Genomic DNA, 26,000 nt, shown 5'->3' with positions numbered 1-26,000 from the left:
TTCATCCCCGGGCGGTCCATGGGGGATTTGCGCTGTATGGAAGCCTGCGCATTGACTAAGGTGCAAGGGATTGCCTAGGGAGCGTGCTGCATGACCGCTGTTGATCTACCCGCTGTACCTCGTGTGCTGATTGCCGAGGCCGACCCCTGGTCCCGCGATTTGCTCAAGCAAGTGCTGCTCAGTGTGCGCTGTGATGCCCGTGTGGACCTGTGTGCCGACGGTCAGGAAGCCCTGCAGCTGTTGAGCGAAAAACCTTATGACCTGATCATTGCCGACTGGGAACTGCCCGGGGTGGATGGTCTTGCCCTGCTGCGTTCCGTGCGTCAGCGCAAGCGCAACCCGCTGCAGCCGTTCATTCTGCTCAGTGCTCGCAACGACAGCGCCAGCGTGCGCGAGGCCCTGCCCCTGGCGCCCACCGCCTACCTGACCAAACCCTTGAACATGGAAGGCCTGACCCAGCGCCTGCAGGGCTTGCTGTTGGACGCCGGCCAGGAAGTCTCTTGCGAGGCACCGGTCCTCGCCCCGGGCATGAGCCTGTGGACCTTTCTCGAACGCCGTCGCGAGGTCGCCGATGGCGCGCCATTGCTGACCGATGTGCAACTGGCGGTCAAGCGCAGCCTCAACCCCGACGGTCTGGACCTCAAGCAACTGGAGGACGAGATCCGCACCGATCCCCAGGTCACCGCGGTGCTGATTTCGGCCGCCAACAGCGCCGCGCAGCACCACGGCGACGGCGTGCAGACCCTGTCCCAGGCCCTGCACCGGCTGGGTACCGGGCAGAGCATGAACCTGATTCTCGGGCTGACCCTCAAGCGCAGCGCGCGCCTGAGCGATCCGGCCCTGGCCGACTATGCCGAGCGTTACTGGGAGCTGTCCCTGCATACCGCGGAATACGGCCGCACCCTGGCGCGCCTGCTGGATTTGGACCAGGAGCGTTGCTACTGCGCCGGGTTATTGCATCGCCTGGGGGATCTGGCGCTGCTGCGCTGTCTGCAGGAGTGGAAACAGGCCGGGGGCGAACTCGACGATCAGGAAGAGATCGGCGATGCCCTGGAGCGTTTTGGCGCGGCCTACGGTTCGGCCCTGCGCACCCGCTGGCGCATGCCCCTGGAACTGCGGGAGCTGATTGCCTCGAGCTACCAGTTGGGCGGCGGGGTGTACTCCCGCGAGGCGCTGGTGATGCACCTGGCGGCGCAGCTGGCGCGGTTGACCGAGCATGAGGGGATCGAAGAACTGGCGCGCAGCAAGACCGCGCGCCTGCTGAAAATCGGCCTGCCGGAGCTGACCCGTCTGCGCAAAGGCTGAGCTTCGGCAGGCGCCGGCGCTTGAGTCTTGTGCAGCCTTGGCAGCGCCTTCGCTGGCAAGCCAGCTCCCACGGACGGGCGCGCGCCTGGTTATCCGCTGACGATGCGGTTCTTGCCCTGACGCTTGGCTTGGTACATCGCCGCGTCGGCACGGGCGAACAGGCTGTCGAGGCTTTCATCTTCGCGGCGCCGGCTGCTCAGGCCCTGGCTGATGGTGACGTTGAAGGTCTGGCCCTGGCAGCAGAAGGTCTGCCGCTGAATCTCTCGCTGCAGGCGTTCGGCGACCTGATGGGCCATGTCCGCGGCGCAGCCGGGAAACACCGCGGCGAATTCTTCGCCACCGATACGTCCGAACAGATCGCCGCGGCGCAAGGCGGCACGCCCGCTTTCGGCAATGCGTTGCAGCACGATGTCGCCTTGGGGGTGACCGTAGGTGTCGTTGATCACCTTGAAGTCATCGATATCCAGCAACAGAAACACCAGGGGCAAGCCGTGCCGGCGCGCCTGTTCGAACTCGCGATGGGCGCATTCGAAGAAGTGCCGGCGGTTGCTGCTCTGGGTCAGCGCGTCGGTGGTGGCCAGGCGTTGCAACTCCGCTTCCAGCTGCTTCTTTTCGGTGATGTCTTCGGCGATGCCCACCACGATCAGCCGTTGCCCGGGCTCGGGGTTGCGGTTGATGAAGCATTTGTCGCTGAGCCAGCGCACCTGGCCATTGGCGTCGATGATGCGGTACTCGCGGTCTTCCACCGCGCCCTTTTCCAGCACCTGGGCCAGGCTGCGCTCGGCGTATTCCAGATCGTCGGGGTAGATGCTGTCGCGCCATTGCTTGCTGTCCGCCAGTAGCAGTCCGGCAGGGCGCCCGAATATACGTTCATAGGCCGGGCTGACGTACAGCACCTGGCGGCTGTCCCAGTCATAGGCCCAGAGCACCGCGTTGACGCTGACCAGCAGGGAGCTGAACAGCTGCTCGCGCTCGGTCAGGCGCGCGACCTCGCCCTGGGCGTGCATCAGGGCCAGCAGGGTTTGCGCGGCTTCGGGCCACTGCACAAGCGAAGATGGAGTGTGTGAATTCTTATTGACCATCGGCACAGATCTCAAAAGGTCTGCCGCGCGCTATGAAGCAGCGGCTACGACCAAGCCCGCCTGGGTGGCGAAGTGTTGCTTGAGATAGGGGATCGGACGCTAAGTTCCCAGCCGTTTCGGCGATAGCTGGCGCGCCCGCCGGACGGTCGCAGGCGCCCCTCGCCCGCCGCGGGCGAGGGGCTCTGGCTCAGGCTGCGGAGGGCCGCAGAGAGTAGGTTTTCAACTGGTGGGCAAAGTCCCGCAGGGACTGGATGCCGCTGGCTTCGGCCTCGTGCACCCAGTCCTTGATCGCCGCCAGCATGTCGTGGCCGTTGGCGCTGGTCTTGACCCAGATCTGCTGCAGGGCCAGGCGCTTTTCGTAGATCACCTTCAAGGCCTGGCTGTGTTCCAGCATGGTCTGGATACGCAGGTGGTGGCGGTCTTCCAGCAGGCTGGTTTCCCGGGACAGCAGGCGCTTGGCGCGGTGGAACTGGTGGCGTACCGAGTGATCGACCTTGGCCAGTTCCTGTTTCACCAGCGGGCCGATCACCAGCTTGCGGTACTGGGCCATGATCTGGAACCGGTTGTTGAGGATGGCCATGGCGGTGTCCATGTCCAGGTGGCCCTTGCCTTCGACCCGGTGGGCGATCGGCGCCACGCGCTGGACCTTGGCCAGGCGCAGGAAGCTGAAGACCTTGATCCAGGCCCAGCCCATGTCGAACTCCCACTTCTTCACCGAGAGCTTGGCCGAGTTGGGGTAGGTGTGATGGTTGTTGTGCAGTTCCTCACCGCCGACGATGATGCCCCACGGCACCAGGTTGGTGGCGGCGTCGCGGCATTCGAAGTTGCGGTAGCCCACGGCATGGCCCAGGCCGTTGATCACGCCGGCGGCCCAGAATGGAATCCACATCATCTGCACCGCCCAGATGGTGATGCCGATGGTGCCGAACAGCAGCAGGTCGATGACCGCCATCAGCGCGATGCCGCCCAGCTTGTAGCGGCTGTAGAGGTTGCGCTCGATCCAGTCTTCCGGGCAGTTCTTGCCGTAGATGCGCAGGGTTTCCGGGTTTTTCGCTTCTTCGCGATACAGCTCGGCGCCCTTGCGCAGCACGGTGGACAGGCCCTTGATCACCGGGCTGTGGGGGTCGTCGACGGTTTCGCATTTGGCGTGGTGCTTGCGGTGGATGGCGGTCCACTCGCGGGTGTTCTGCGCCGTGGTCAGCCACAGCCAGAAGCGGAAGAAGTGTTTCAGGCCGGCGTTGAGTTCCAGGGAACGGTGGGCGGAATAGCGATGCAGATAAACGGTGACCGCGACGATGGTCACGTGGGTCATCAACAGAGTGACTGCCACCAGTTGCCAGGCGGACAAGCCAAGTAAACCTTCGTACCACATAGGCGATAAGGCCCTCGATAAAGAAAAAAACAGCTCAGGCATTATCACTAAGCCCGCTGAGAAAACCAGTCGCCCTTTCAGATAAGAGTGGCGGCATGTTTCTTCCTCTATAATCCCGAACTTTTCGTGTGGAAATAGACGGACTTATGTCGGTTTCTTATCGCAATGGCTTGCGTGCCGCGCTGCTCTATCTGCTGCTGTCCCTGATCTGGTTGCAGTTCAGTGGTTATTTACTGAGCAGTTTCTTCGATGAATTTGCCGATCAGGCCTACTGGCACAAGGTCAGTGGCTACGCCTGGGCACTGGTCAGCGCGGTGCTGATCTTCTTTGCCCGGGCCCGTCTGTTGCGAGTCATGGGCGCCGACCGCTGGTTGCGTCATCAGCAGAAGGATCGCGAGCGCCTGCGCCAGGCGGCGGCCGTGTTCGACTGCACCCGCGAAGGGGTGCTGGTCAGCGACACCCAGGGCCAGATCGTCCACGTCAATCGTGCCTTCATCGAGATCACCGGCTACCAGAGCGAAGAAGTCCTCGGGCGTCAGCCGAGCCTGTTCAAGTCCGGCCATCACTCGGCGGATTTCTACAAGGCGATGTTCGACTCGCTGCAGAAAACCGGAGAGTGGAGCGGCGAAATCTGGAATCGGCGCAAGAGCGGCGAGATCTACCCGCAGTGGCAGAGCATTCGCGCGATCCGTGATGAACAGGGTGAACTCACCCACTATGTCGCGGTGTTCTCCGACATCAGCGCGATCAAGGATTCCGAGCACGAACTGGCCCACCTGGCCCACCACGATCCGCTGACCGACCTGCCCAACCGCCTGCTGTTCACCGATCGTGCCGAACAGGCCCTGGCCTCGGCGCAGATCCACAAGCGCGGCTGCGCCATGCTGATGATCGACCTCGATCACTTCAAGATGATCAACGACAGCCTCGGTCACAACGTCGGCGACCAGTTGCTCAAGGCCGTGGGCGAGCGCCTGGGGGGCATGTTCGGCCCGGGCATGACCCTGGCACGGCTGGGAGGCGACGAGTTCGCAGTGCTGGCCGAGAGCTGCCCGCAACTGGTGCAGGCCGCCGCCCTGGCGCAGCGCATCATCGACGGCCTCAAGGAGCCCTTCCAGCTGGGTGAACAGCAGGTGGTGATCAACGCCAGCATCGGCATCAGCCTGTTCCCCAGCGATGCCCTGAGCGCCAGCCAGTTGCTGCGCAACGCCGATGCCGCGCTGTTCAAGGCCAAGAGTGCCGGGCGCAACGGTTATGCCTTGTACACCGAAGAACTCACCGCCCATGCCCAGCAACGGGTCGAAATCGCCTTTGAGCTGCGCCGGGCCCTGGAGCAGCAGGAGCTGCGGGTCTACTACCAGCCGGTGCACGATCTGAAGAACAGTCGCCTGATCGGCGTCGAGGCCCTGGTGCGCTGGGAGCATCCCCAGCGTGGCCTGGTGTCCCCGGCGGAGTTCATCCCCATTGCCGAACGCACCGGGATGATTGCCGAGATCGACGCCTGGGTCATGCAGCAGGCCTGCCGGCAGATGTGCCAGTGGCAGGCCGATGGTGTGGCGCTGTCGTTTATCGCGGTGAACGTCTCGACCCGGCTGTTCGCCCGCAGCGAGCTGTACCAGCAGGTGGCCCAGGTGCTGCACGACACCGGCCTGGACCCGGCCTACCTGGAACTGGAAGTCACCGAAAGCGCGGTGATGGACGACCCGGAAGTGGCCCTGGAACAGATGCACCGCCTGCGCGAGCTGGGCATCCGCCTGGCCATCGACGACTTCGGCACCGGCTATTCGTCCCTGCTGCGGCTCAAGCGTCTGCCGGTGCAGAAACTCAAGATCGACCAGGGCTTTGTCGCCGGCCTGCCGTTCGATGAAGACGATGCGGCGATCTCCCGGGTGATCATCGCCCTGGCCCAGAGCATGGGCATGCAGGTGCACGCCGAAGGCATCGAACAGGTGGAGCAGGCGCGCTTCCTGCTCGAACACGGCTGCGACCTGGGCCAGGGCTACTGGTTCGGCAGGCCGATGCCGGCTGAGCAGCTCGACTGGAGCAATGCCCCCGCCATCCGCTGATACCCCTGTAGCCGCTGCTGAGCCTGCGAAGCTGCGAACGACCGCAACGCGGGCGCAGTTGTTGTAGACCGCTGAAGGCCTGAAGGCCTTGTCGCAGCCTCGCAGGCTCGGCAGCGGCTACAGAGGGCTAAGCTGCTGCCAGGTCGAATATTTTTTCTGGTTATATAAACATTCTTAAACAGTATTTTTAAGAATATCCGCGCCTATCTACTATTGCTCCCACGCCGCAAGCAGTGCCGCCACTGCCAGGCACATCTCACTCAGGAGCAGCACCATGAGCGCATCTCTACGTAGCGTTGACGGCCAGGACGAAGCAACCATCTTGCGGGAAATTCAAAGCGCCCTGCGCGACCTGCGCTTTGGCGCGGTGGAAATCACCGTGCACAACGCCCAGGTCGTGCAGATCGAACGCAAGGAAAAATTCCGCCTGCAACAGCCCGGCCACAAGCCCGGCTAACGCCGCCCCGCCCAATACCGCAGCACCCTCTCGCCCGCGAGAGGCCCGACTGGACAACCGGAGGGCGTCATCCATGACCCCCAGTCTGAACCCCAGCATTCACCCACGAATGCGGGCCTGATTCGCCATAAGAAAAATGCCAGCACATTAAAAAATTTCGGGAGCTCCATCATGTCGTCGATTCGCCGTTATGCCCTGGCCGCCCTCGCCAGCGCCGTTTTTGCCGGTTCCGCCGTTGCCAAGGATTACGAGCTGCTCAACGTGTCCTACGACCCGACCCGCGAGCTGTACCAGGACTACAACGCCGAGTTCACAAGCTTCTGGAAGCAGTCGCACCCCGGCGACAACGTGAAAATCCAGCAATCCCATGGCGGCTCCGGCAAACAGGGCCGGGCGGTGATCGACGGCCTGCGCGCCGACGTGGTGACCCTGGCCTTGGCCGGCGACATCGACGAAATCGCCAAGCTCGGCAAGACCCTGCCGGCGGACTGGCAGAAGCGCCTGCCCGACGCCAGCACCCCCTACACCTCGACCATCGTGTTCCTGGTGCGCAAGGGCAATCCCAAAGGCATCAAGGACTGGGGCGACCTGATCAAGAAAGACGTCTCGGTGATCACCCCCAACCCGAAAACCTCCGGCGGCGCGCGCTGGAACTTCCTTGCCGCCTGGGCCTATGGCCTGAAAACCGGCGGCAGCGAAGCCAAGGCTCAGGAGTATGTGAAGGAGCTGTTCAAGCACGTGCCAGTGCTGGACACCGGCGCTCGCGGCTCGACCATCACCTTCGTCAACAACGGTCAGGGCGATGTGCTGCTGGCCTGGGAAAACGAAGCCTTCCTGGCCCTCAAGGAAGACGGCGGCGCCGACAAGTTCGACATCGTCGTGCCTTCGCTGTCGATCCTTGCCGAGCCGCCGGTGGCGGTGGTGGACAAGAACGCCGAGAAGAAAGGCAACAGCGAGATCGCCGAGGCCTACCTCAAGCACCTGTACAGCCCGGCCGGCCAGGAAATCGCCGCGAAGAACTTCTACCGTCCGCGGGACAAGGACGTCGCCGCCAAATACGCCCAGCAGTTCCCCAAACTGGAGCTGGTGACTATCGACAAGGACTTCGGCGGCTGGAAGACTGCCCAACCGAAATTCTTCAATGACGGTGGTGTGTTCGACCAGATCTACACGGCCCAGTAAACCCGACCCTCCGTAGGCGCTGGCTTGCCAGCGCAGGCGCCCTGAAGGGCAACGCGCGACTTGCGGGCCTTTCGCCGGCAAGTCGGCTCCTACGAGGCACAGCCCGCATGCAGTTGCGGGCTTTGCGTATCCGTACCGTTAACCAAGGACTTTTATGTCGCGTCGTATCTCCCCCGTCATACCCGGCTTCGGGCTGACGCTGGGCTACACCTTGGTGTACCTCAGCCTGATTGTGCTCATTCCCCTGGCGGCGATGTTCGTGCATGCCGCGCAACTCACCTGGGAACAGTTCTGGGCGATCATTTCGGCGCCACGGGTGCTCGCTGCACTCCAGCTGAGTTTCGGCACCGCGTTGTACGCGGCCATCATCAACGGCATCATCGGCACCCTGCTGGCCTGGGTCCTGGTGCGCTACAGCTTCCCCGGGCGCAAGATCATCGACGCCATGATCGACCTGCCCTTCGCCCTGCCCACCGCGGTGGCGGGTATCGCCCTGACCGCGCTCTATGCGCCCACCGGCCTGGTGGGGCAGTTCGCCACTGACCTGGGCTTCAAGATCGCCTACACGCCCCTGGGCATCACCCTGGCGCTGACCTTCGTCACCCTGCCATTCGTGGTGCGCACGGTGCAGCCGGTGCTGGCGGACATTCCCCGCGAAGTGGAAGAGGCCGCCGCCTGCCTCGGCGCCAAGCCCTGGCAGGTGTTCCGCCATATCCTGGTGCCGGCCCTGTTGCCGGCCTGGCTCACCGGTTTTGCCCTGGCCTTTGCCCGGGGCGTCGGCGAGTACGGTTCGGTGATCTTCATCGCCGGCAACATGCCGATGAAGACCGAGATCCTGCCCCTGCTGATCATGGTCAAGCTCGACCAGTACGATTACACCGGCGCCACCTCCATTGGCGTGCTGATGCTGGTGGTTTCCTTTGTCCTGCTGCTGCTGATCAACCTGCTGCAGCGGCGCATCGAACGTCCATAAGGAGGCGCGATCCATGTCTCAATCGTCTATCGCCGCCTCGTCGGCCAACGCCGCCCGCCGTGGCAGTGCCACCTCGCGGCGGGTGCTGATTGGCCTGGGCTGGCTGATCTTTGCCCTGTTCCTTTTGTTGCCGTTGTTCATCGTGGTGTCCCAGGGCCTGAAGCTGGGCATCGGTGCGTTCTTTGAAGCGATCTTCGAGCCCGATGCCCTGTCGGCGCTGAAGCTTACGGTGATCGCGGTGCTGATCTCGGTGCCGCTGAACCTGGTGTTCGGGGTCAGCGCCGCCTGGTGCGTGAGCAAGTACTCGTTCCGCGGCAAGAGCATCCTGGTGACCCTGATCGACCTGCCGTTCTCGGTGTCGCCGGTGATCGCCGGCCTGGTCTACGTGCTGATGTTCGGCGCCCAGGGCCTGTTCGGCCCGTGGCTTTCGGAGCACGACATCCAGATCGTCTTCGCCCTGCCGGGCATCGTCCTGGCCACCATCTTCGTCACCGTGCCCTTCGTCGCCCGGGAACTGATCCCGCTGATGCAGGAGCAGGGCACCCAGGAAGAGGAGGCCGCCAGGTTGCTGGGGGCCAACGGCTGGCAGATGTTCTGGCACGTCACCGTGCCCAACATCAAATGGGGCCTGATCTATGGCGTGGTGCTGTGTACCGCCCGGGCCATGGGCGAATTCGGCGCGGTGTCGGTGGTCTCCGGGCATATTCGCGGGGTCACCAACACCCTGCCGCTGCACGTGGAAATCCTCTACAACGAGTACAACCACGTGGCCGCGTTTGCCGTCGCCAGCCTGTTGCTGATCCTTGCGCTGTTCATCCTGCTGCTCAAGCAGTGGAGCGAATCCCGAATCAACCGCCTGCGCGCCAGCGCCGCGGAGGAATAACTCATGTCGATCGAAGTCCGTAACGTCAGCAAGAACTTCAACGCCTTCAAGGCCCTGAACAGCATCAACCTGGATATCCACAGCGGCGAGCTGGTGGCGTTGCTCGGCCCGTCCGGCTGCGGCAAGACCACCCTGCTGCGGATCATCGCCGGCCTGGAAACCCCGGACGACGGCAGCATCGTGTTCCACGGCGAGGACGTGTCCGGCCACGACGTGCGTGATCGCAACGTCGGTTTCGTGTTCCAGCACTACGCCTTGTTCCGCCACATGAGCGTGTTCGACAACGTCGCCTTCGGCCTGCGCATGAAGCCCAAGCACCAGCGCCCCAGCGAGAGCAAGATCGCCGAGAAGGTCCATGAGCTGCTGAACATGGTGCAGCTGGACTGGCTCGCCGACCGCTACCCGGAGCAACTGTCCGGCGGCCAGCGCCAGCGTATCGCCCTGGCCCGTGCCCTGGCGGTGGAGCCCAAGGTGCTGCTGCTGGACGAACCCTTCGGCGCCCTCGACGCCAAGGTGCGCAAGGAACTGCGGCGCTGGCTGGCGCGGCTGCACGAAGACATCAACCTGACTTCGGTATTCGTCACCCACGACCAGGAAGAAGCCATGGAAGTGGCCGACCGCATCGTGGTGATGAACAAGGGCGTGATCGAACAGATCGGCTCCCCGGGGGACGTCTACGAGAACCCGGCCAGCGACTTCGTCTACCACTTCCTCGGCGACTCCAACCGCCTGCACCTGGGCGAGGATCACCACGTGCTGTTCCGCCCGCACGAGGTGTCGCTGTCGCGTTCGGAACTGGAAGACCACCACGCCGCCGAAGTGCGCGACATCCGCCCGCTGGGCGCCACCACCCGGGTCACCCTCAAGGTGGAAGGGCAGAGCGAGCTGATCGAAGCCGAAGTAGTGAAGGACCACGACAGCCTGATCGGCCTGGCCCGTGGCGAGACGCTGTTCTTCAAGCCCAAGGTCTGGCAGAAACATACCAGCCTCTGACCCCGCCGACATCACGCCCGCTGTAGGAGCTGGCTTGCCAGCGAAAGCGTCCTTCAGGCTTGCACCTGGCTCGAAGGCCCCTTTGCCGGCAAGCCGGCTCCTGCGGGGGCCGGCCCAATATTCCCGAAGCGTTCCCGGGCTTCAGACCATGGCCTTCTTGTGCCGCAGGGCCACCGGGCCCGAGCGCTGCTCGATGGCCTGTTTCAAGTCATGGCGCAGCCCCAGCAGGAACGCCAGTTCGGCCACCACGAACAGCGGCCCGACGATCAAACCCGACAGATCATCGACAAAGGCCGGTTTGCGGCCCTCGTAGTAATGGCCGATGAACTGGATCACCCAACCGATCACGAACAGGCCCAGGCCGCTGCTCAACCACAGCCCGGTGCTCTGCGCTGCCAGCGCCTGCCCGGCCCAGACCGACAGGCCCATCAGCACACTCATCAACACGCCCAGGCGCAACTCCAGGCGCAGGTAGAACACGCACGAGGCCAGGGCCAGCAGCACGGCCGGCGACACCAGGATCCCCGCCAGTGGCCAGGCGGGACGGGACAAGAGCACGGCCACCGCCACCACAATCATTGGAATGCCGATAAAGTGGCTGGCGATATTGCGCGGGTCGCGGTGGTAGGCGGCGTATTGACTGAGATGATCAACGAGGCTTTTCATTGTTGTTCCTCCGTAAGGGTGGCCCGATCATGCCCGGCCACCGATCACGGCACTGTCAGCTAGGCGACAATCCTTGCGATGCCCTGAGGGAAAGACCTGTTCATGGACCAGCACCCGTGGCGTGAATGCCTGATGACCGGCCAGTGGTTCAGCCACCTGCCGGATTCCTTACAGAATAGTCTGCTCGACAACGCCCGCCTGCGTCGGCTGACGGCGGGGCAGTGCCTGTTCCGCCGCGGCGATCCGCCCTGCGGTTTGTACGCGGTGCTGGAGGGCACGGTGCGGGTGGGCGCGGTCAGCGAACAGGGCAAGGAGGCGTTGCTCAGCCTGATGCAGGCGCCGCACTGGTTCGGCGAGATCTGCCTGTTCGACGGCCAGCCGCGCACCCACGATGCCTACGCCGAAGGCGCCTGCACCCTGCTCCAGGTGCCGCAGGCGAACCTGCTGCACCTGCTGGAGCAACAGCCGCAATACTGGCGCCAGTTCGCGCTGCTGATGAGCCACAAACTGCGCCTGGCCTTTATCAATCTGGAGCAACTGAGCCTGATGCCGGCCCCGGCGCGGGTGGCCAACCGCCTGCTGGCGATGGCCACCGGCTACGGCGAAGTCAGCCAAAGTCGCAGCCTGCTGCAACTGCCCCAGGAGCAACTGGCGCTGATGCTCTCGCTGTCGCGCCAGACCACCAACCAGATCCTCAAGGACCTGCAGCACCAGGGCATCCTGCGCCTGAGCTACGGCGAGATCGAAATCCTCGACACCGAGCGCCTGCGCGCCCTCGCCGGCCTGTAGGCGCTGGCTTGCCAGCGAAGGAGCCCGCCAGACCGCCCTCGCCAGCAGCCAGCTCCTACGAACCGCGATAGGTCGAGAAGCCATACGGGCTGAGCAACAACGGAATGTGGTAGTGCTGCTCGGTCTGCTTGACCTCGAAGATCACCGGAATCTCCGGAAAGAAGGTGTCGCGTTTGGCCTGCTTGAAGTATTCGCCGGTCTTGAACACCACCCGGTATTCACCCGCCGTCAGTGCCTGGCCCGCGGGAAACAGCTCGCTGATCCGCCCCTGCTCGTTGGTCACGCCGCTGGACAGGGCTTTCCAGTCCTGGCCCACATGCTGCTCCAGGGTCACCTTGACCCCTGGCGACGGCAGGCCGTTCTCCAGGTTCAGCACATGCACGCTCAAGGGATTGCCCGCCGCCAGGGCCAGGCTCGACAGACCGCAGAGGCCGATAGCGGCCAGGCCATTACGCAAAAAGTTCATGCAAGACTCCTCATCACATTGATCAAACAATCCACACGCCGACCGCGTTACAGCGCGGCCCGCAAACCGATTTTCTGCGCCGCCTTGAGCGCACATTCCTCGTCCTGCGCCGCCCCACCGGCCCCGGCGATGCCCATGGCGCCCACCAGTTCGTTACCGGCGAACAGCGGAATCCCGCCCCCCAGCAACAACAGCTCCGGCAAGGTATTGAGATTGGCCGCCTCGGGGTTGTTGCGCGCCCGCTCGGCGAACAGCCGGCTCGGGGTCTTGCTGGACAGCGCGGTATAGGCCTTGCGCTGGCTGGCGACGGTGTTGTGCGGGCCAACGCCATCAGCGCGCAGGGTCACCAAGAGGTTGCCGCCACGGTCCAGTACCGACACCACGGCCGTGCACTGGGCCAGGCTGGCGTCCGCCAATTGACGGGCGGTGGCCAGGTCCAGCTCGGCGTGGCGAGGCAGTTCCGGGGCCGCCAGGGCGCTGCCGGCAAGGCCCAGGCCGAGGCCCAGACCAAGGCTTACAACAAGGGTTTTGCACATCATGGGAAGGCTCCGCAAAGACAGGCCGCCACCTTACCCAGCGGTGCTCGTCAGAACCTCGTCAGTTGGATTACAAGTTTGTAATGGGCAAGCGCGCGCCGTGCGCCTAGCCTGTGCCGATCATTTCCGAGGTGCACCATGCGTTTGCTGGTAGTTGAAGACGAAGCCAAGACCGCGAATTTTCTGGCCAAGGGCCTGGGAGAATCCGGATTCGCCGTGGACGTGGCCCTGAACGGCCTGGACGGGCGCTATTTCATCGAGCAGCAGGAATACGACCTGATCATCCTCGACGTGATGCTCCCCGGCCTCAACGGCTGGCAGTTGCTGCAGTTGATCCGCCAGCGCGGCGCCACCCCGGTGCTGTTCCTCACCGCCAAGGACGCCATCGAAGACCGGGTCCGTGGCCTGGAACTGGGCGCCGACGACTACCTGCTCAAGCCCTTTGCCTTCGCCGAACTGCTGGCCCGGGTCCGCACCCTGCTGCGCCGCGGGCCGCTGCGCGAGGCCGAATCCTTCAGCATCGCCGACCTGGAGATCGACGTGCTGCGTCGCCGCGTCAGCCGTGGCGGCCAGCGTATCGCCCTGACCAACAAGGAGTTCGCCCTGCTGCACCTGTTGGCCAGCCGCCAGGGCGAGGTGCTGTCGCGGACCCTGATTGCTTCCCAGGTGTGGAACCTGAATTTCGACAGTGACACCAACATGGTGGAAGTGGCGGTGCGCCGGCTGCGGGCCAAGGTCGACGATCCCTACATGCCCAAGCTGATCCACACCGTGCGTGGCGTCGGCTACCAGCTGGAAGCCCCGGATGAAGCGCTCTAGTTCCATCGCCTGGCGGCTGGCCCTGGCCTTTGCCGCGGTCTGCGCCCTGGTGCTCAGCGTGATCGGGGTGTTCCTCTACCGCTCCCTGGCCGAGGAAATCGCCTACCGCGACGACCTCGCCCTGCTCGGGCGCCTGGAACAGGTGCGCGCCCTGCTGCAGGACAGCGACAGCCTGGACGCCCTGCAAGCCCGGCCCCGGCTGTACCAGAACATGCTGGGCAACCAGGAAAGCCTGCTGCTGGTGCTGCGGGCCGATGGCTCGACGGTGATCGGCATCAACCCCCGGCAACAGCGCTTGCCCGAGTTGCTGCCGATTGCCCGGGAGCAGCGCCCGCAACGCCGCGACATCCTCCTCTGGCCGGGCAGCGACCAGGTTCCGCTGGCGCTGCTGGCGGGGCAGGCCAGCGGCCCCAAGGGCGAGGCGCTGACGGTGATTGCCGGGAAGGTGCTCAGCGAGCGCGAGCAGATGCTCGCCAGCTACCGCCTGCGCCTGTACCTGGCGGTAGGCCTGGGGGCCTTGCTGGCCTTCGCCCTGGGCCTGCTGCTGTTGCGCCGGGGCTTGCAGCCGCTGCGCCAGCTCAGCGAGTCGGTGCGCGAGATCGATCTGCGCAGCCTCGACCGACGTCTGCACACCAGCGGCATCCCGGCCGAATTCCACGAGCCGGTGCAAGCCTTGAACGCCATGCTGGCGCGTCTGGAGGAGAGCTTTCAGCGCTTGTCGCAGTTCTCCGCCGACCTGGCCCATGAAATCCGCACGCCGTTGCACAACCTGTTGGGCAGCAACGGCCTGGCCCTGAACCAGCCCCGCAGCGCCGCGGAGTACCAGGAAGTGCTGGCCTCCAATATGGAGGAGTTCGAGCGCCTGGGGCGCATGGCCGAGAACCTGCTGTTCCTGGCCCGGGCCGAGCAGGCCGATGCGGCGCTGGACCGCCAGCTGCTGTCACTCTCGGGCGTCGGCGCGCAGTTGTGCGACTACTTCGAGGCCCTGGCCGATGACCGGCAGATCCGCCTGGAGAACGGTTTTTACGGCGAGCTGCTGGCCGACCAGCAACTGCTGCAACGGGCCCTGGGCAACCTCCTGGCCAACGCCGTGCGCCACGCCGACGCGGGTTCGCTGATCCGCCTGCGACGCCGCGACGAAGCCGGCTGGTGCTGGCTGCAGGTGCACAACCAGGGCCCGGCGATTGCCCCCGAGCATCTGCCCCGGCTGTTCGACCGCTTCTACCGGGTCGACCCGTCCCGCGCCGAACCGGGGGATTCCGGCGGCCTGGGCCTGGCCATCGTGCGCTCGATCATGCTGCTGCATGGCGGTCAGGTGCGGGTCGTGAGCGAGGGGCAGGCCACGGTGTTCGAGCTGGGTTTTGCGGTTCTTTAACGGTGCCCGGATCAACGGGTCAGGCTGCGCGCCACACCGGTTTTCCAGGCCTCGCTCATGGCCTCGGCCATGCCCTTGAAGGCGGGATGGGCAGCGCTATAGACCTGCATCTCGCCCATTGCCTGTGCCATGCCGTGCTCGACCTGTTGCAACAGTTCATGGCTGCGGCCTTCGCTGAGGTTGCAGGCCGTGCGGGCGAAGCGCAGCAGCGCCTGGCGTTTGGGCCAGGCCTTGGAGCCTCCCAGTAATAGCGCCAGGCTGTCCGCCTTGATGTAGACCGACGTGGTGACCAGATCAAAGGCCGGAGCCAGGCTTACCGGGGCGGCCACATCCGTGTCGGGGTAGAGCACGCCGAAGTTCTTCAGATGGGCATCGCCATTTCTCAGTCCGGCCGACAACGCCACGATCTTGAAGAACGACTCCAGGGCCCGGTTCAGCAGGTGTGGGGAGACAAAGGCCTTGATCTGTTTCGCCGCGCCTTCGTAGGAGCCGTCGTACTTGGCTTTGGCCGGCCAGGCGTTGAGCACGCAGAAATCCTCGAAACCCAGGTAGCCCTGGTCGCTCAGGTCGAAACGCTTGACTACCAGGAACTGGCCATTCTGGCTGAGTTCGATCTCCGGCACTGGCAGGCCGGCATGCAGCGCCGCGCGCATGCAGAAGAATTCGTTGGCGGCCAGGTGGGGGTATTGATCGGCGCGAAAAGCCTTCACCAAATGCGTGGCGCCGCGATGGGTCAGGCGTTCGACGCTGTCAGCGCTGTCGCGGATCAGGACCTTGGGCTGCACCCCGGAAACCCCTGAATACTGGCCATAGGTCGCCAACAGATCCTCGAACAGTCCCTCGGCACCGTCATGCACCAACAGGTCTTTCAGGCTGGTTTCCGGCAAGGGCGCCTGGGGGCGTTGGGTTGTGCTGATGGCCACCCGACCCAGTTGGTGCGGCCCCACGATCGACAGCAGGGCGAAGTCATCGAAACCGCGCACCGTCTTGCTGAAACGGCGCAGCAGTTCATCGCGCAGCGAACCCTCCGGCAGGTGCATATCGAACACCGGTGGCAGGCCTTGGTCCCAGCCATAACTCGCCAGGCGTGGCGGCATGGTCAGCGAGACCGCGTCGTGGGGCGAGGTGTTGTCGCTGTAGGTGAACACCGAGTCCGCCGGCGCCTGGCCACGGCCGAGAGTGCCCACCGCCGTGCCGGCCACACGGATGTGCAGCCGCTGTTCCTCAGTCATGGAAATGTGCCTGTTTCAGGCTGTCCAGGGTCGGGCGTTGCCGGTGGCGGGGCACGGCGCTGAGCTCGTAGCCAAAACCATTGAGAATGGCTTCGACCTTGCGCAGGCCGATTTCGGTAATGGTGTTGTTTTCAATCCCCGAGATGGTGGCGCGGCTCATGCCGTATTGCTCTGCCAACGCTTGCTGCGAGAGCTTGCGCTCTTTGCGCAGGGTCCGGATCAGTTGTCCAAGGCTTTCCATGGGTGTTGTTCCGCATTGTATACAGTGCATTTTTACTGAAATTTATTAAATGCATCCTATTTGATGCAATTTGCAGTGTAGATCGGCTGAGTCTCTCTCGCGGGATTTTTGATTGGTGGAGGGTGCGGCTGGCCGGTGCGGGGCTTAGCGCAAACCGTCGCGAAACTGCCCCGGGGTCATTCCGGTCCAGCGCTTGAACGCCCGGCTGAAGCTGCTGGCGTCAGCAAAGCCCAGCAGGTAGCTGATTTCGCTCAGGGAGCACTCCTGGTCCCGCAGGTGCAGCAGGGCGAGGTTTTCCCGGCATTCGTTGAGCAGGGTGTCGAAACGCGTGCCTTCATCCGCCAGGTGCCGTTGCAGGCTGCGCAGGCTCAGGTGCAGGGCCTGGGCCACCCGTTCGGCGGAGGGTTCGCCCTCCGGCAATTGGGCTTCGATCACGCCGCGCACCTTGCGCTCCCAGGTCAGCGGCCGCAGTTGCAGCAGGGTGCGCTTGAGCACCGCTTCGTTGTGCTCGGCCAGTTCCGGGTTGGCGTCGTCCAGGTGGCTGTCGAAATCGTGCAGGCCGAATTCCAGGCAGTCGTCGGCGGCGGCAAAGTGCACCGGGCAACGGAACACCTTGTGCCACTGGCTCGGGTCCGCCGGCGCCGGGCGGCGCAAATGCACGGCCAGCGGCGCGTAGTCGCGGCCCAGGCGGTTGCGGCAGGTGCGCACGTAGATCGCGGCAAAGGCGTCGATGGCCTCGATGGCCGGCTGCGGCGCGCCGTCGGGCACCTTGAGGAAGAACCGGTAGCGGTCCGGCTCGCGGGTCAGGGCCAGTTCCAGGGCATCGCTGACCACCTGGTGATAACGCACGATGCGCTCGAACACTTCCCGCAGGCTGCCGCTGGCCACCAGGGCGTAGCCCAGGGCATGGAAGGTGGTGGGGCTGACAAAGCGCGACACCCGCAGGCCAATGGCCGGGTCGCCGCTGGCCTGCACGGCGAGATGCCACAGGCGGGTGGTGGCCGACAGCGGATAGCGGGCGTTGGGGTCATCCATCAATTGCGGGTCGAGCCCGGCTGCGCGGCACAGTGCGTCGCTGTCGAGGTCGAGGGCGTCCAGTTGCTTGCGCAAGGCGCGGGTCCAGCTGGCAAGGGAAGTGGCTTCGGTCATGCGATTGGCGCGTCCGGTCAACAGGTTGGCGTTTACGGCTAGGGCCCGGAGCCGGGGCTCGGGGCAGGATGCACACATCACTGACCAGAGGATGGAATCATGCAGGGTATTTCTGCAAGCCCCGAGCGGATGAACGCACAACAGCGAGCGGCGCACATTCGCCAGGTGGTCCTGGCCCGGGGCGATGAACTGCGCCGGCGCTTTCCCTTGCTGCGGCACCAGGACGCCCTGGGCGCGGGGATTCTGCTATTTGCCTTGTCCGGGATGCTGGGGTCAGCGGTGCTCTATGTCGCTGGCTACCTGACCTGGTGGGCGTGCCTGCTGCTCAACGCGTTTTTCGCTTCCCTGACCCACGAGCTGGAACACGACCTGATCCACAGCATGTACTTTCGCAAGCAGCGCCTGCCCCACAACCTGATGCTGGCGCTGGTCTGGCTGGCGCGGCCGAGCACCATCAACCCCTGGGTGCGGCGTCATCTGCACCTGAATCACCACAAGGTGTCCGGCAGCGAGAGCGATATCGAAGAACGCGCCATCACCAACGGCGAACCCTGGGGCGTCGCCCGCCTGCTGATGGTCGGCGACAACATGATGGCGGCCTTCATCCGCCTGCTGCGGGCGCCGGGGGCCAAGCACAAGCTGCGCATCCTCGGCCGCACCCTGGCGGTGTATGCGCCGCTGGCGTTGCTGCACTGGGGCGCCTGGTACCTGTTCCTCGGCTTTCATGCCGCCAATAGCGTCGCCGCGTTGCTCGGCAGCCCGATCCAGTGGTCGCAGGACACCCTGGCGCTGATGCACGGCATCGATATCGCCGTGGTGGTGATCATCGGCCCCAACGTGCTGCGCACCTTCTGCCTGCACTTTGTCAGTTCCAACATGCACTACTACGGCGATATCGAACCGGGCAACGTGATCCAGCAGACCCAGGTGCTCAACCCCTGGTGGATGTGGCCGCTGCAGGCCTTCTGCTGCAATTTCGGCAGCACCCACGGCATCCATCATTTCGTGGTCAAGGAGCCCTTTTACATCCGCCAGCTGACGGCGCCGGTGGCGCATAAAGTGATGGCCGAGATGGGCGTGCGCTTCAACGATTTCGGCACCTTTGCCCGGGCCAACCGCTTTTATCCCGTGGAGCAGGTGACCACGCAACCGGCGCATAACGCCCGGGCTTGAGGGGGCGGACTGTCTTTCTGGTTAAATATCCAGGGACCGATAACGTTAAGCCAAGGTCACGCGGCGCCGGGAAACGCCCGGAATCCGCGAAGGGGCAACGACAGGGAGACAGTATGAACAGTGCGCTAAGGCGATTGATCGCCGTTGCCTTGATGAGTGTGGGCAGCGTGTCGCTGGCCGACTCGGTGGCGCAGGGCCGCAACGAGGCGCTGGCGCTGAGTATCTTGAAGCATCTGGAAGTGAACAGTTTTCGCAATTCCTTAAGGCCGAAGCACTACCCGGACGGCACCACGCTGGGCCAGACGCCCTATCGGATCTACGAGAAGGATGCAGGCGCCGAGGGCGGCTACAGCGCGATGGACGAAGAACAAAGCTGGGTCTACAGCGTCAGCGTGATGGCGCGGGGGAAGCAGGGCATCACCATCTGTTTTGTCGACCAGAACCTGCACGGCAGCTACCTGGCCGCTTCGCTGTTGCTGGTCGAGAAAAACCGGGCGGGGCACTACGTTGTGATCAAGGAACTGCCGACCACCCCGGCCTGCAGCATCACCCGAGGCTGAGGCCAGCGCCTGGCGCAGCCCGGTGTATTCACCGACAACCCAAACGCACCGCGTAGGAGCCGGCTTGCCGGCGAAAGGGCCTTGGAGACTTGTGTTGTTCTGGAGGACGCTTTCGCTGGCGAGCCAGCTCCTACACAGGCCCGCTCTTGCACGGTCCGGTTCATAGCCAGCTCCTACTAGCTCAATCCGGCTGGAACGGCGATTCGCTGAGAATCACCCCGGTTTCATCCACATAACGCTGCCATTCCTCCAGCAGGGTGCGCAGTTTTTCCGGCTGGCTCTGGGCCAGGTCGTGAATCTCGCCCGGGTCCTGGCCCAGGTCGTACAGCTGCCAGGTCGCCGGGCCCACCGGCCCGGGAATGTACACCGCCTTCCACTGGCCCTGGCGAATCGCCCGGCGGCCGAACAGCTCCCAGCCGGTCACCGTGTGTTCGTCATGCACCTGGGCGGTTTCGCCGGAGAGAAAGCCCAGCCAGGACTTGCCCCGCAGCGGCGCCACATCGCGCCCGCGCCAGCGCTTGCCGGGGTGGCGCACGCCAGCCAGGTCGAGCAGGGTCGGGGTGATGTCCATCACCGTGCCGAAGCCGTGGCTGATCTGCCCCTTGAGCGGCAGTTGCGGGTAGTGCAGCAGCGCCGGCACGCGAATCCCGCCCTGGGTGGTGAAGGCCTTGAACAGCCGCGATGGCGCGGTGGCCGCCTGGGCCCAGGCCGGGCCGTACCAGACGTAGGAGTTGGCCCGGCCGATGTTCTCCAGGCGGTTGTCGTAGTGCTGGTTGAGGTAGGTCAAAAGCTCCGGCCCGAACTTGGGAAAGGCTTCCAGCAGCGCGCCTTCGGCGCCGTTGTCGGACATGAACAGGATCAGGGTGTTGTCCAGCTGGCCCTGCTGGCGCAGGTAATCCACCACCCGGCCGATGTTCCAGTCCATGCGCTCGACCATCGCCGCATACACCTCCATGGCCCGCGCCGAAACCTGGCGCTGCTCGTCGCTGAGGGCTTCCCACTCGGCGTTGAGGTTGATCAGCGGATGGGGCTCGACCTCGGCCTCGATCAGGCCCAGGGCCTTGAGTTTTTCCAGGCGTTCCAGGCGCAGCACCTCGGGGCCGGCGTCATAGCGGCCACGGTACTTGGCGACGATCTCTTCGGGGGCCTGCAGCGGCCAGTGGGGCGCCGAGAACGGCAGGTAGGCGAAGAACGGCCGGCTCTGGTCGCGTTCCTTGAGGTACTGCAAGAGTTTGTCGCCGAAGGCATCGGAGGAATAGAAGTCCGCCGGCAGTTCATCGATGAATTGGTCGTCCTCGATGTACAGCGCCGGAGTGGATTTCAGCAGCCCGGGGGTGTGCTCATCGTAGGTCGGCTCGAAGCCATAGTGATTGGCCGCCCCCGGCAGCAGCGAAAACGAACGCTCAAAGCCCCGGGCGTGGGGCGCGCGCTCGGCGGTCAGCCCCAGGTGCCATTTGCCGCTCATCAGGGTCTGGTAGCCGGCTTCGCGCAGCAGTTCCGGCAGGGCCACCACACGGTCATTGAGATAACCCTCGTAGCCCGGCTTGCCGATCAGTTCGGGGGTCAGGGCCTCGGCCATGGTGCCGATCCCGGCGATGTGATGGTCGGTGCCGGTGAGCAGCATGGAACGGGTCGGCGAGCAGGTCGGGGCGGTGTGGAAGTCGGTCAGGCGCAGGCCATTGAAAGCCAGGGCATCGAGGTTCGGCGTGGCGATCTCGCCGCCGAAGGCACCGAGGTCGGAGAAACCCAGGTCGTCGGCCAGGATCACCAGAAAGTTGGGACGTTGCGGCATCGCGGCACTCCTGTTCAGCAAGCAATGAAGGTCAAGGGCAGGTCGCGGATCTGCACCGGCTGCGGCGCCTGGTAGTGATCATCGCTGGTCAGTTCGTGGAGCAGTTCTTCACGCAGTTGGTGGAAGTCGAAACCGCTGCGCTGGCGCGGGTGGGGCAGGGCCACCTGGACCACGCGCTTGATCCGGCCCGGGCGCGGCTCCATCACCACCACCCGGTCGGCGAGGAAGATCGCTTCCTCGACATCGTGGGTCACCAGCACCGTGGTGATCTTGGCCCGCTCGCGGATCGCCAGCAGCTCGTCCTGCATCTGCTGGCGGGTCAGGGCGTCGAGGGCGCCGAAGGGTTCGTCCAGCAGCAGGATGCGCGGGCTGGCCACCAGCCCACGGGCAATGGCCACCCGTTGCGCCATGCCGCCGGAGAGCTGGTGGGGATAGGCCCGGGTAAAGTCCTTGAGCCCTACCAGTTCGATGAAATCCTCGATCCGCCGCTGGCGCTCAGCGGCGCTCAGGGGCTCGTTGACCAGGCCCAGGCCAATGTTCTCGGCCACCGTCAGCCAGGGGAACAGACGGTGTTCCTGGAACACGATGCCGCGTTCGCTGCCGATGCCGCTGACGGCCTGGCCGTCGACCCGGATCTCGCCACGAAACTCGGTGTCCAGGCCGATCAGCAGGCGCAGCAGGGTGGACTTGCCGCAGCCGCTGGAACCGACGATGGCGACAAATTCGCCGTCGGCGATGTCCAGGTTGAATTCGCGGATTGCCTCCACCTCGCCACCGGCGACGGCGAAGCTCTTGCCCACGTGATTGAAGCTGACCAGGGGTGCGTTCATGCGTGTCTCCAGCGGGTGGCGCGGGTTTCGAGTTGTTGGCCCAGCAGGTTGAGCAGGGCTCCGGTCAGGCCCACCAGGAGCATGCCGGCCATGATCTGGTCCATGCGCAGCAGTTGCTGGGCGCTGATCATCTGGCTGCCGATGCCGCCGTTGGACGGCATGAAGTATTCCGCGCCGATGGTGCCCATCCAGGCGTAGATCAGGCTGATGCGCAGGCCGGCGAAGATGCCCGGCGCCGCCCCGGGCAGCACCAGTCGGCGCAGGCGTTGCCAGAGGTTCAGGCGCAGCACCTGGGCGGCCTCCGCCAGTTGCGGCGACAGCTGGGCGACGCTGCGCTGGGTGGCGATGAACAATGGAAAGAACGCGGCCAGAGCGACGAACACCCACTTGGCCAGTTCCCCCAGGCCGAACCAGGCGGTGAGCAGCGGCACCCAGGCGAACAGGGCGATCTGGCGGATCGCGGCCAGGGTCGGGCCCAGCAGCCGTTCACTGAGCCGCGACAGCCCCAGCAGCAGGCCCAGGGCCAGGCCCAGTCCGCCACCCAGGGCCAGGCCGCCGAGGGCGCGGCCCAGGCTCAGGCCCATGCCCTCCAGCAAGCTGCCGTCCAGAAGACCGTCGACGGTGGTTGCAAGTACTGCCAGCGGGCTTACCAGGATGTTGGCGTCCACCCATTGCTCTGCGCTCGCCACTTGCCACAGGGCCAGCAAGGCCAGGGGCAGCAGCCAGGGTTGCAGGCGCTGCCAGCCCTGATAACGCGGGCCACGACGCAGGGCGGCGGTGGCCGGGTGCGGCCAGTGCACCAGGGTGCGGTCCAGCCAGCCGATGCCACGGTCCATGCACACCCCAAGCACGCCGATCACCAGGATGCAGACGAAGACGATATCCAGCATGAACAGTTGCCGCGCCCAGACCATCAGGTAGCCGATGCCCTCGCTGGAGGCCAGCAGCTCCACTGCCAGCAACGAAGTCCAGCCGGTGGCCAGGGCCAGGCGCACCCCGGCCATGAACGCCGGCAGCGCGGCGGGCAGCACCAGGCGCCGGATCAGCAAGGCCGGGGGCAGGCGCAGCACCGCGGCGGCTTCCCGCAGCCTGGGCTGGGCGTCGCGCACGCCCACCAGGGTGTGCAGGGTCACCGGCACCACCACGGCCTTGACCAGCACCACCAGCTTGAGCACTTCGCCGATGCCGAAAAACACCATGAACAAGGGAATCCAGGCCAGGGTCGGAACCTGCGCCAGGGCGCCGAAGGTGGGGTACACCAGACGCTCCAGACGCGGGCTGAAACCCAGGGCGCCGCCCAGCAGGGCACCGGCGGCGATGCCGGCCAGCAAGCCCCAACACAGCCGTTGCAGGCTGATCGCCAGATGGCTCCACAGCTCGCCATGGGCCAGCTCCAGGGCGCTGCTCCAGACCAGGGCCGGGGCCGGCAGGATCTGCTCGCTCATCCACAGGTTGCGGCTGGCCAGCCACCACAGGACGAACAGGCTCAGGGGCAGCAGCCAGGGCAGCAGGCGCTGATGGATTGCGGGCCAGCCCGGGCGGCCGTTGGACGGTGCCGCCAGGGGCAGGCTGAGCAGGGAAACACGGGCCATGGATGACCTCCGTCGTCGGGTACTGCATGGCGTGGGTCGATGCCGCAGGCGCTGGCTGGTCAGCGAATCAGGGCTGGCGGGCCTCTTCACCGGCAAGCCGGCGCCTACGTGATATGCATTTACGGTCTATTAAGATTCTTATCGATTCTATTAAGAGATAAGAGAAGCCATTTAAGGCTTCTGGCCGACACGCATCCAATGCATTTGAAGAATATTTTTCATGCATTTGATGCATATCCTCCGGGGCGCCCGTGGCAGCTGGTTTATTCAATACGGTTATTAAAATGTGAATTTATAGTATTTAAAGGTTGATCGATTCCGTGCCTACCTTCTGCTCCTCACAGCCTTAGTCAGCAGGAGCCGCACCCATGAACCTTCCCTTCAAACGCGTGATCAGTCTGTTCGCCGCGCCGGCCCTGGCGGGACTGCTGGGGTGCTTGCCGCTGCTGGCCCAGGCCGCCGAGCTCAAGCAAATCCGCATCGCCGTGCCCGACCTCAGCGCCGGCACCCAGCACAGCGGCGGCGGGGTGGTGGACGTGCTGCGCCAGCAACAGATCTTCGAAAAGGCCTTTGCCGACCAGGGCATCCAGATTCAGTGGAATTTCTTCAAGGGCGCAGGCCCGGTGATCAACGAAGCCTTCGCCAACGGCCAGGTGGACCTGGCCTATCTTGGCGATCTGGCGGCCATCATCGGCAAGTCCAATGGCCTGGACACCCGCCTGCTCAGCGCCTCGGCCCGTGGGGTCAAGCACTACCTGGGCGTGGTGCCGGGTTCGGGGATCAAGACCCTGGAAGACCTCAAGGGCAAGCGCGTGGCGGTGTTCCGTGGCACCGCCACCCAGCTCTCGTTCGACGCGGCCCTGGCCAGTCGGGGCCTGAGCGAGAAGGATCTGAAGGTAGTCAACCTCGACTTCAACGCGGCGGTGGCGGCCCTGGCGGCCAAGCAGATCGATGCGTCCTGGGGCAGCACCGGGCTTTCCGCCCTGCGCAGCAAGGGGCTGGCCGAGCTGCCCCTGAGCACCAAGGACCTGGGCGGTGCCGGCAGCGTGCAGAGCGTGCTGGTGGGCGCCGGCAAATTTGTCGACGAGCATCCCGAGGCCGTGGAGAAACTGCTCAAGGCCCAGCAGCAGGCCGTAGAGTGGCTGACCCAGGACAGCAACAAGGACGCCTATATCCAGCTGGTGTCGGGCTTGGCCAGCTACCCGCCGGTGATCCTGCAGGAAGACCTCAAGGACCAGCGCCTGAGCGAGATCTTCCCCTCGACCCTGGACCCGGTGTTCCTCGGCAAATTGCAGGATTCGGTGGACCTGGCGGCCAAGGAGCGGTTGATCCGCAAGCCGTTCAAGGTGGATGCCTGGGTGGCGCCGCAACTCGCCGCCGCAGGCCTGTAACCCCCTTCCTGAACCCCTGTAGCCGCTGCCGCAGGCTGCGTTCGGCAACGTAGGGGCCGCCGGGGCCGGCAACGCGGTCTATCTGGAGGAACCGGGTGCCGTCTTGCGCCGACTGCGTCGTCGTTCGCAGCCTGCGGCAGCGGCTACAGGGTTAGACGGCGATGCTGTGGCTTTGCTGGTCGACCGCCACCAGCACTTCGATCAACTTGCGCGCCGCCGGCGACAGGCGGAAACCGCTGCGGCTGACGATGCCGCAGCGGGCATTCAGGCTGTCGATGTTCTGCGGCAGGTTGCGCCAGTGCAGCAGCACCAGCGAACCCTGTTCGATGTCTTCGGCAAAGGCCTCGGCGGTGCCCACGCCAATCGCATTGGACTGGCGGACGATCTTCACCAGCGCCGGAAAGTGCTCGGTTTCGATGGTGGGTGAAAAGTCGATGCGTCCGCTGAGGTTGGCCAAAAGCTTGCGAATCCCCGGGGGGATCAGGGTGGTGGCCAGGGGGTAGTCGAACATGTCGTTGGTGGACAGGCTTTCCTTGGCCAGCAGCGGGTGCCCGGGGCGGCAGAAGAACACCCCGCGCTTGGGCGTCAGGGGCTGGGTCTGGTAGTTCGGGTCGGCCTCGAAGTGGCGGATGTCGGCGATAAAGAATTCGATCTCTTCGCGGTTCAGGCTGCGGCTGAGTTTTTCCCAGTTATCCACGGCAAAGCAGGTGCGCACCTTGGGGTGGGCACTGGTGAATTGCGCCACTGCATCGGGCACCAGTTTCACCGCCGGGGCCGGGCCGCAACCGAAGCGCACCTCGCCGGCGTCGAGCTTGGTCATCTGGGTCACTTCACTGCTGAGCAAGGCCGCGCCCTGCACCAGGCTCAAGGCGTGTTGCAGCACCACCTGGCCTTCCGGGGTGGGGCGCAGGTCCTTGTTGCCGCGGTCCACCAGCACGCAGCCGAACTCCTGTTCCAGGCCCTGGATACTGCGGCTGAACGCCGGCTGGGTGATGCCCATGGCGTCGGCGGCGCGGACAAAACTGCGGTGTTCATTGAGGGCGATGAAGTAACGCAATTGGCGAAGATCCATATGC

Annotated in this window: 25 protein-coding genes; 13 read left to right on the top strand and 12 right to left on the bottom strand. The window is 64.8% G+C overall.

The features are described from left to right. Positions 1–90: 90 nt before the first annotated feature. The gene (locus tag GGI48_RS13980) at positions 91–1,305 is read left to right on the top strand and encodes a response regulator (RefSeq protein ID WP_047300846.1); all 1,215 of its coding nucleotides are present in this window, start codon (positions 91–93) and stop codon (positions 1,303–1,305) included. 89 nt (positions 1,306–1,394) lie between these two features. Here GGI48_RS13980 and GGI48_RS13975 read toward each other — a convergent pair whose 3' ends face one another. Together GGI48_RS13975 and desA are read right to left on the bottom strand one after the other, a co-directional pair. Next, positions 1,395–2,387, bottom strand: a complete 993-nt coding sequence (locus tag GGI48_RS13975; RefSeq protein ID WP_179598800.1) for a sensor domain-containing diguanylate cyclase — start codon at positions 2,385–2,387, stop codon at positions 1,395–1,397. 187 nt (positions 2,388–2,574) lie between these two features. Beyond that, the gene (gene desA, locus GGI48_RS13970) at positions 2,575–3,759 is read right to left on the bottom strand and encodes a delta-9 fatty acid desaturase DesA (RefSeq protein WP_016965984.1); all 1,185 of its coding nucleotides are present in this window, start codon (positions 3,757–3,759) and stop codon (positions 2,575–2,577) included. A 146-nt stretch (positions 3,760–3,905) separates the two neighbouring features. Between desA and dibA the strand changes: the two genes are divergently transcribed. From dibA to GGI48_RS13940, 6 genes are all read left to right on the top strand, one after another. After that, positions 3,906–5,825 carry a phosphodiesterase DibA gene (gene dibA / locus GGI48_RS13965; RefSeq protein WP_047300849.1) on the top strand — a complete coding sequence of 640 codons (1,920 nt, stop codon included), beginning with the start codon at positions 3,906–3,908 and terminating at the stop codon, positions 5,823–5,825. A 274-nt stretch (positions 5,826–6,099) separates the two neighbouring features. Then, positions 6,100–6,282: a sulfur starvation response protein OscA gene (gene oscA, locus GGI48_RS13960; RefSeq protein ID WP_016965985.1), complete on the top strand. Its 183-nt coding sequence runs from the start codon at positions 6,100–6,102 to the stop codon at positions 6,280–6,282. A gap of 171 nt (positions 6,283–6,453) precedes the next feature. Then, complete coding sequence (locus GGI48_RS13955; protein ID WP_016965987.1) at positions 6,454–7,464, top strand: sulfate ABC transporter substrate-binding protein; 1,011 nt, start codon at positions 6,454–6,456, stop codon at positions 7,462–7,464. Positions 7,465–7,618: 154 nt separating this feature from the next. Then, positions 7,619–8,437 carry a sulfate ABC transporter permease subunit CysT gene (cysT, locus tag GGI48_RS13950; RefSeq protein ID WP_179598798.1) on the top strand — a complete coding sequence of 273 codons (819 nt, stop codon included), beginning with the start codon at positions 7,619–7,621 and terminating at the stop codon, positions 8,435–8,437. A 13-nt stretch (positions 8,438–8,450) separates the two neighbouring features. Further along, positions 8,451–9,320, top strand: coding sequence for a sulfate ABC transporter permease subunit CysW (cysW, locus tag GGI48_RS13945; protein ID WP_179598795.1), 870 nt, complete (start codon positions 8,451–8,453; stop codon positions 9,318–9,320). Between the two features lie 3 nt (positions 9,321–9,323). Next, on the top strand, positions 9,324–10,313 hold the full coding sequence (locus GGI48_RS13940) for a sulfate/molybdate ABC transporter ATP-binding protein (protein WP_016968485.1): 990 nt from the start codon (positions 9,324–9,326) through the stop codon (positions 10,311–10,313). Between the two features lie 141 nt (positions 10,314–10,454). Here GGI48_RS13940 and GGI48_RS13935 read toward each other — a convergent pair whose 3' ends face one another. Next, entirely contained in the window at positions 10,455–10,979 is a 525-nt protein-coding gene (locus tag GGI48_RS13935) for a DUF962 domain-containing protein (protein WP_103740187.1), read from the bottom strand. Between the two features lie 102 nt (positions 10,980–11,081). On the opposite strand from GGI48_RS13935, the gene GGI48_RS13930 reads away from it, so the two are divergent. Beyond that, the gene (locus GGI48_RS13930; RefSeq protein ID WP_179598793.1) at positions 11,082–11,768 is read left to right on the top strand and encodes a Crp/Fnr family transcriptional regulator; all 687 of its coding nucleotides are present in this window, start codon (positions 11,082–11,084) and stop codon (positions 11,766–11,768) included. A 55-nt stretch (positions 11,769–11,823) separates the two neighbouring features. On the opposite strand, the gene uraH is transcribed toward GGI48_RS13930, so the two are convergent. Next, the gene (gene uraH, locus GGI48_RS13925; RefSeq protein WP_016964923.1) at positions 11,824–12,234 is read right to left on the bottom strand and encodes a hydroxyisourate hydrolase; all 411 of its coding nucleotides are present in this window, start codon (positions 12,232–12,234) and stop codon (positions 11,824–11,826) included. A gap of 47 nt (positions 12,235–12,281) precedes the next feature. After that, positions 12,282–12,773 (bottom strand): GlcG/HbpS family heme-binding protein, encoded by a 492-nt coding sequence (locus GGI48_RS13920; protein WP_047300863.1) that lies wholly within the window; start codon positions 12,771–12,773, stop codon positions 12,282–12,284. A 135-nt stretch (positions 12,774–12,908) separates the two neighbouring features. Between GGI48_RS13920 and GGI48_RS13915 the strand changes: the two genes are divergently transcribed. Next, positions 12,909–13,589, top strand: a complete 681-nt coding sequence (locus tag GGI48_RS13915; protein WP_041115126.1) for a heavy metal response regulator transcription factor — start codon at positions 12,909–12,911, stop codon at positions 13,587–13,589. Continuing rightward, positions 13,576–14,964, top strand: a complete 1,389-nt coding sequence (locus GGI48_RS13910; RefSeq protein WP_179598791.1) for a heavy metal sensor histidine kinase — start codon at positions 13,576–13,578, stop codon at positions 14,962–14,964. The genes GGI48_RS13915 and GGI48_RS13910 overlap by 14 nt, the downstream gene beginning before the upstream one ends. A gap of 11 nt (positions 14,965–14,975) precedes the next feature. Here the strand turns inward: GGI48_RS13910 and GGI48_RS13905 are convergent, their stop codons facing one another. The 3 genes from GGI48_RS13905 to GGI48_RS13895 all read right to left on the bottom strand — a co-directional run bounded on the left by GGI48_RS13905 (position 14,976) and on the right by GGI48_RS13895 (position 17,586). Then, positions 14,976–16,196, bottom strand: a complete 1,221-nt coding sequence (locus GGI48_RS13905; protein ID WP_179598789.1) for a type II toxin-antitoxin system HipA family toxin — start codon at positions 16,194–16,196, stop codon at positions 14,976–14,978. Further along, positions 16,189–16,437, bottom strand: a complete 249-nt coding sequence (locus GGI48_RS13900; RefSeq protein ID WP_179598787.1) for a helix-turn-helix domain-containing protein — start codon at positions 16,435–16,437, stop codon at positions 16,189–16,191. Before GGI48_RS13900 ends, GGI48_RS13905 begins: the two co-directional genes overlap by 8 nt. Before the next feature lie 144 nt (positions 16,438–16,581). Next, positions 16,582–17,586 carry an AraC family transcriptional regulator gene (locus tag GGI48_RS13895; RefSeq protein ID WP_047300869.1) on the bottom strand — a complete coding sequence of 335 codons (1,005 nt, stop codon included), beginning with the start codon at positions 17,584–17,586 and terminating at the stop codon, positions 16,582–16,584. A gap of 99 nt (positions 17,587–17,685) precedes the next feature. Between GGI48_RS13895 and GGI48_RS13890 the strand changes: the two genes are divergently transcribed. Beyond that, positions 17,686–18,759 (top strand): fatty acid desaturase, encoded by a 1,074-nt coding sequence (locus GGI48_RS13890; RefSeq protein ID WP_179598785.1) that lies wholly within the window; start codon positions 17,686–17,688, stop codon positions 18,757–18,759. Positions 18,760–18,872: 113 nt separating this feature from the next. Then, the gene (locus GGI48_RS13885; RefSeq protein ID WP_085057498.1) at positions 18,873–19,319 is read left to right on the top strand and encodes a pesticin immunity protein; all 447 of its coding nucleotides are present in this window, start codon (positions 18,873–18,875) and stop codon (positions 19,317–19,319) included. Positions 19,320–19,500: 181 nt separating this feature from the next. Here the strand turns inward: GGI48_RS13885 and GGI48_RS13880 are convergent, their stop codons facing one another. From GGI48_RS13880 to GGI48_RS13870, 3 genes are read right to left on the bottom strand one after another with little or no spacing between them, the layout of a single operon-like run. Next, positions 19,501–21,111 (bottom strand): arylsulfatase, encoded by a 1,611-nt coding sequence (locus GGI48_RS13880; protein WP_179598783.1) that lies wholly within the window; start codon positions 21,109–21,111, stop codon positions 19,501–19,503. A 14-nt stretch (positions 21,112–21,125) separates the two neighbouring features. Then, entirely contained in the window at positions 21,126–21,941 is an 816-nt protein-coding gene (locus GGI48_RS13875; protein WP_179598781.1) for an ABC transporter ATP-binding protein, read from the bottom strand. After that, a complete protein-coding gene (locus tag GGI48_RS13870) occupies positions 21,938–23,533 on the bottom strand; it encodes an ABC transporter permease (RefSeq protein ID WP_179598779.1) in 1,596 nt (531 codons plus the stop codon). The genes GGI48_RS13875 and GGI48_RS13870 overlap by 4 nt, the downstream gene beginning before the upstream one ends. 368 nt (positions 23,534–23,901) lie before the next feature. Between GGI48_RS13870 and GGI48_RS13865 the strand changes: the two genes are divergently transcribed. After that, on the top strand, positions 23,902–24,924 hold the full coding sequence (locus GGI48_RS13865; RefSeq protein WP_103740177.1) for an ABC transporter substrate-binding protein: 1,023 nt from the start codon (positions 23,902–23,904) through the stop codon (positions 24,922–24,924). Between the two features lie 151 nt (positions 24,925–25,075). Here GGI48_RS13865 and GGI48_RS13860 read toward each other — a convergent pair whose 3' ends face one another. Beyond that, positions 25,076–25,996 carry a LysR family transcriptional regulator gene (locus GGI48_RS13860; protein ID WP_179598777.1) on the bottom strand — a complete coding sequence of 307 codons (921 nt, stop codon included), beginning with the start codon at positions 25,994–25,996 and terminating at the stop codon, positions 25,076–25,078. Positions 25,997–26,000 lie beyond the last annotated feature (4 nt).

Origin of the sequence: Pseudomonas protegens (genome assembly GCF_013407925.2) — a bacterium.
In the GTDB taxonomy this organism is placed as follows: domain Bacteria; phylum Pseudomonadota; class Gammaproteobacteria; order Pseudomonadales; family Pseudomonadaceae; genus Aquipseudomonas; species Aquipseudomonas fluorescens_AP.
Note: the sequence above shows the minus strand (reverse complement) of the source record. Positions and strands in the feature narration are given on the sequence as shown.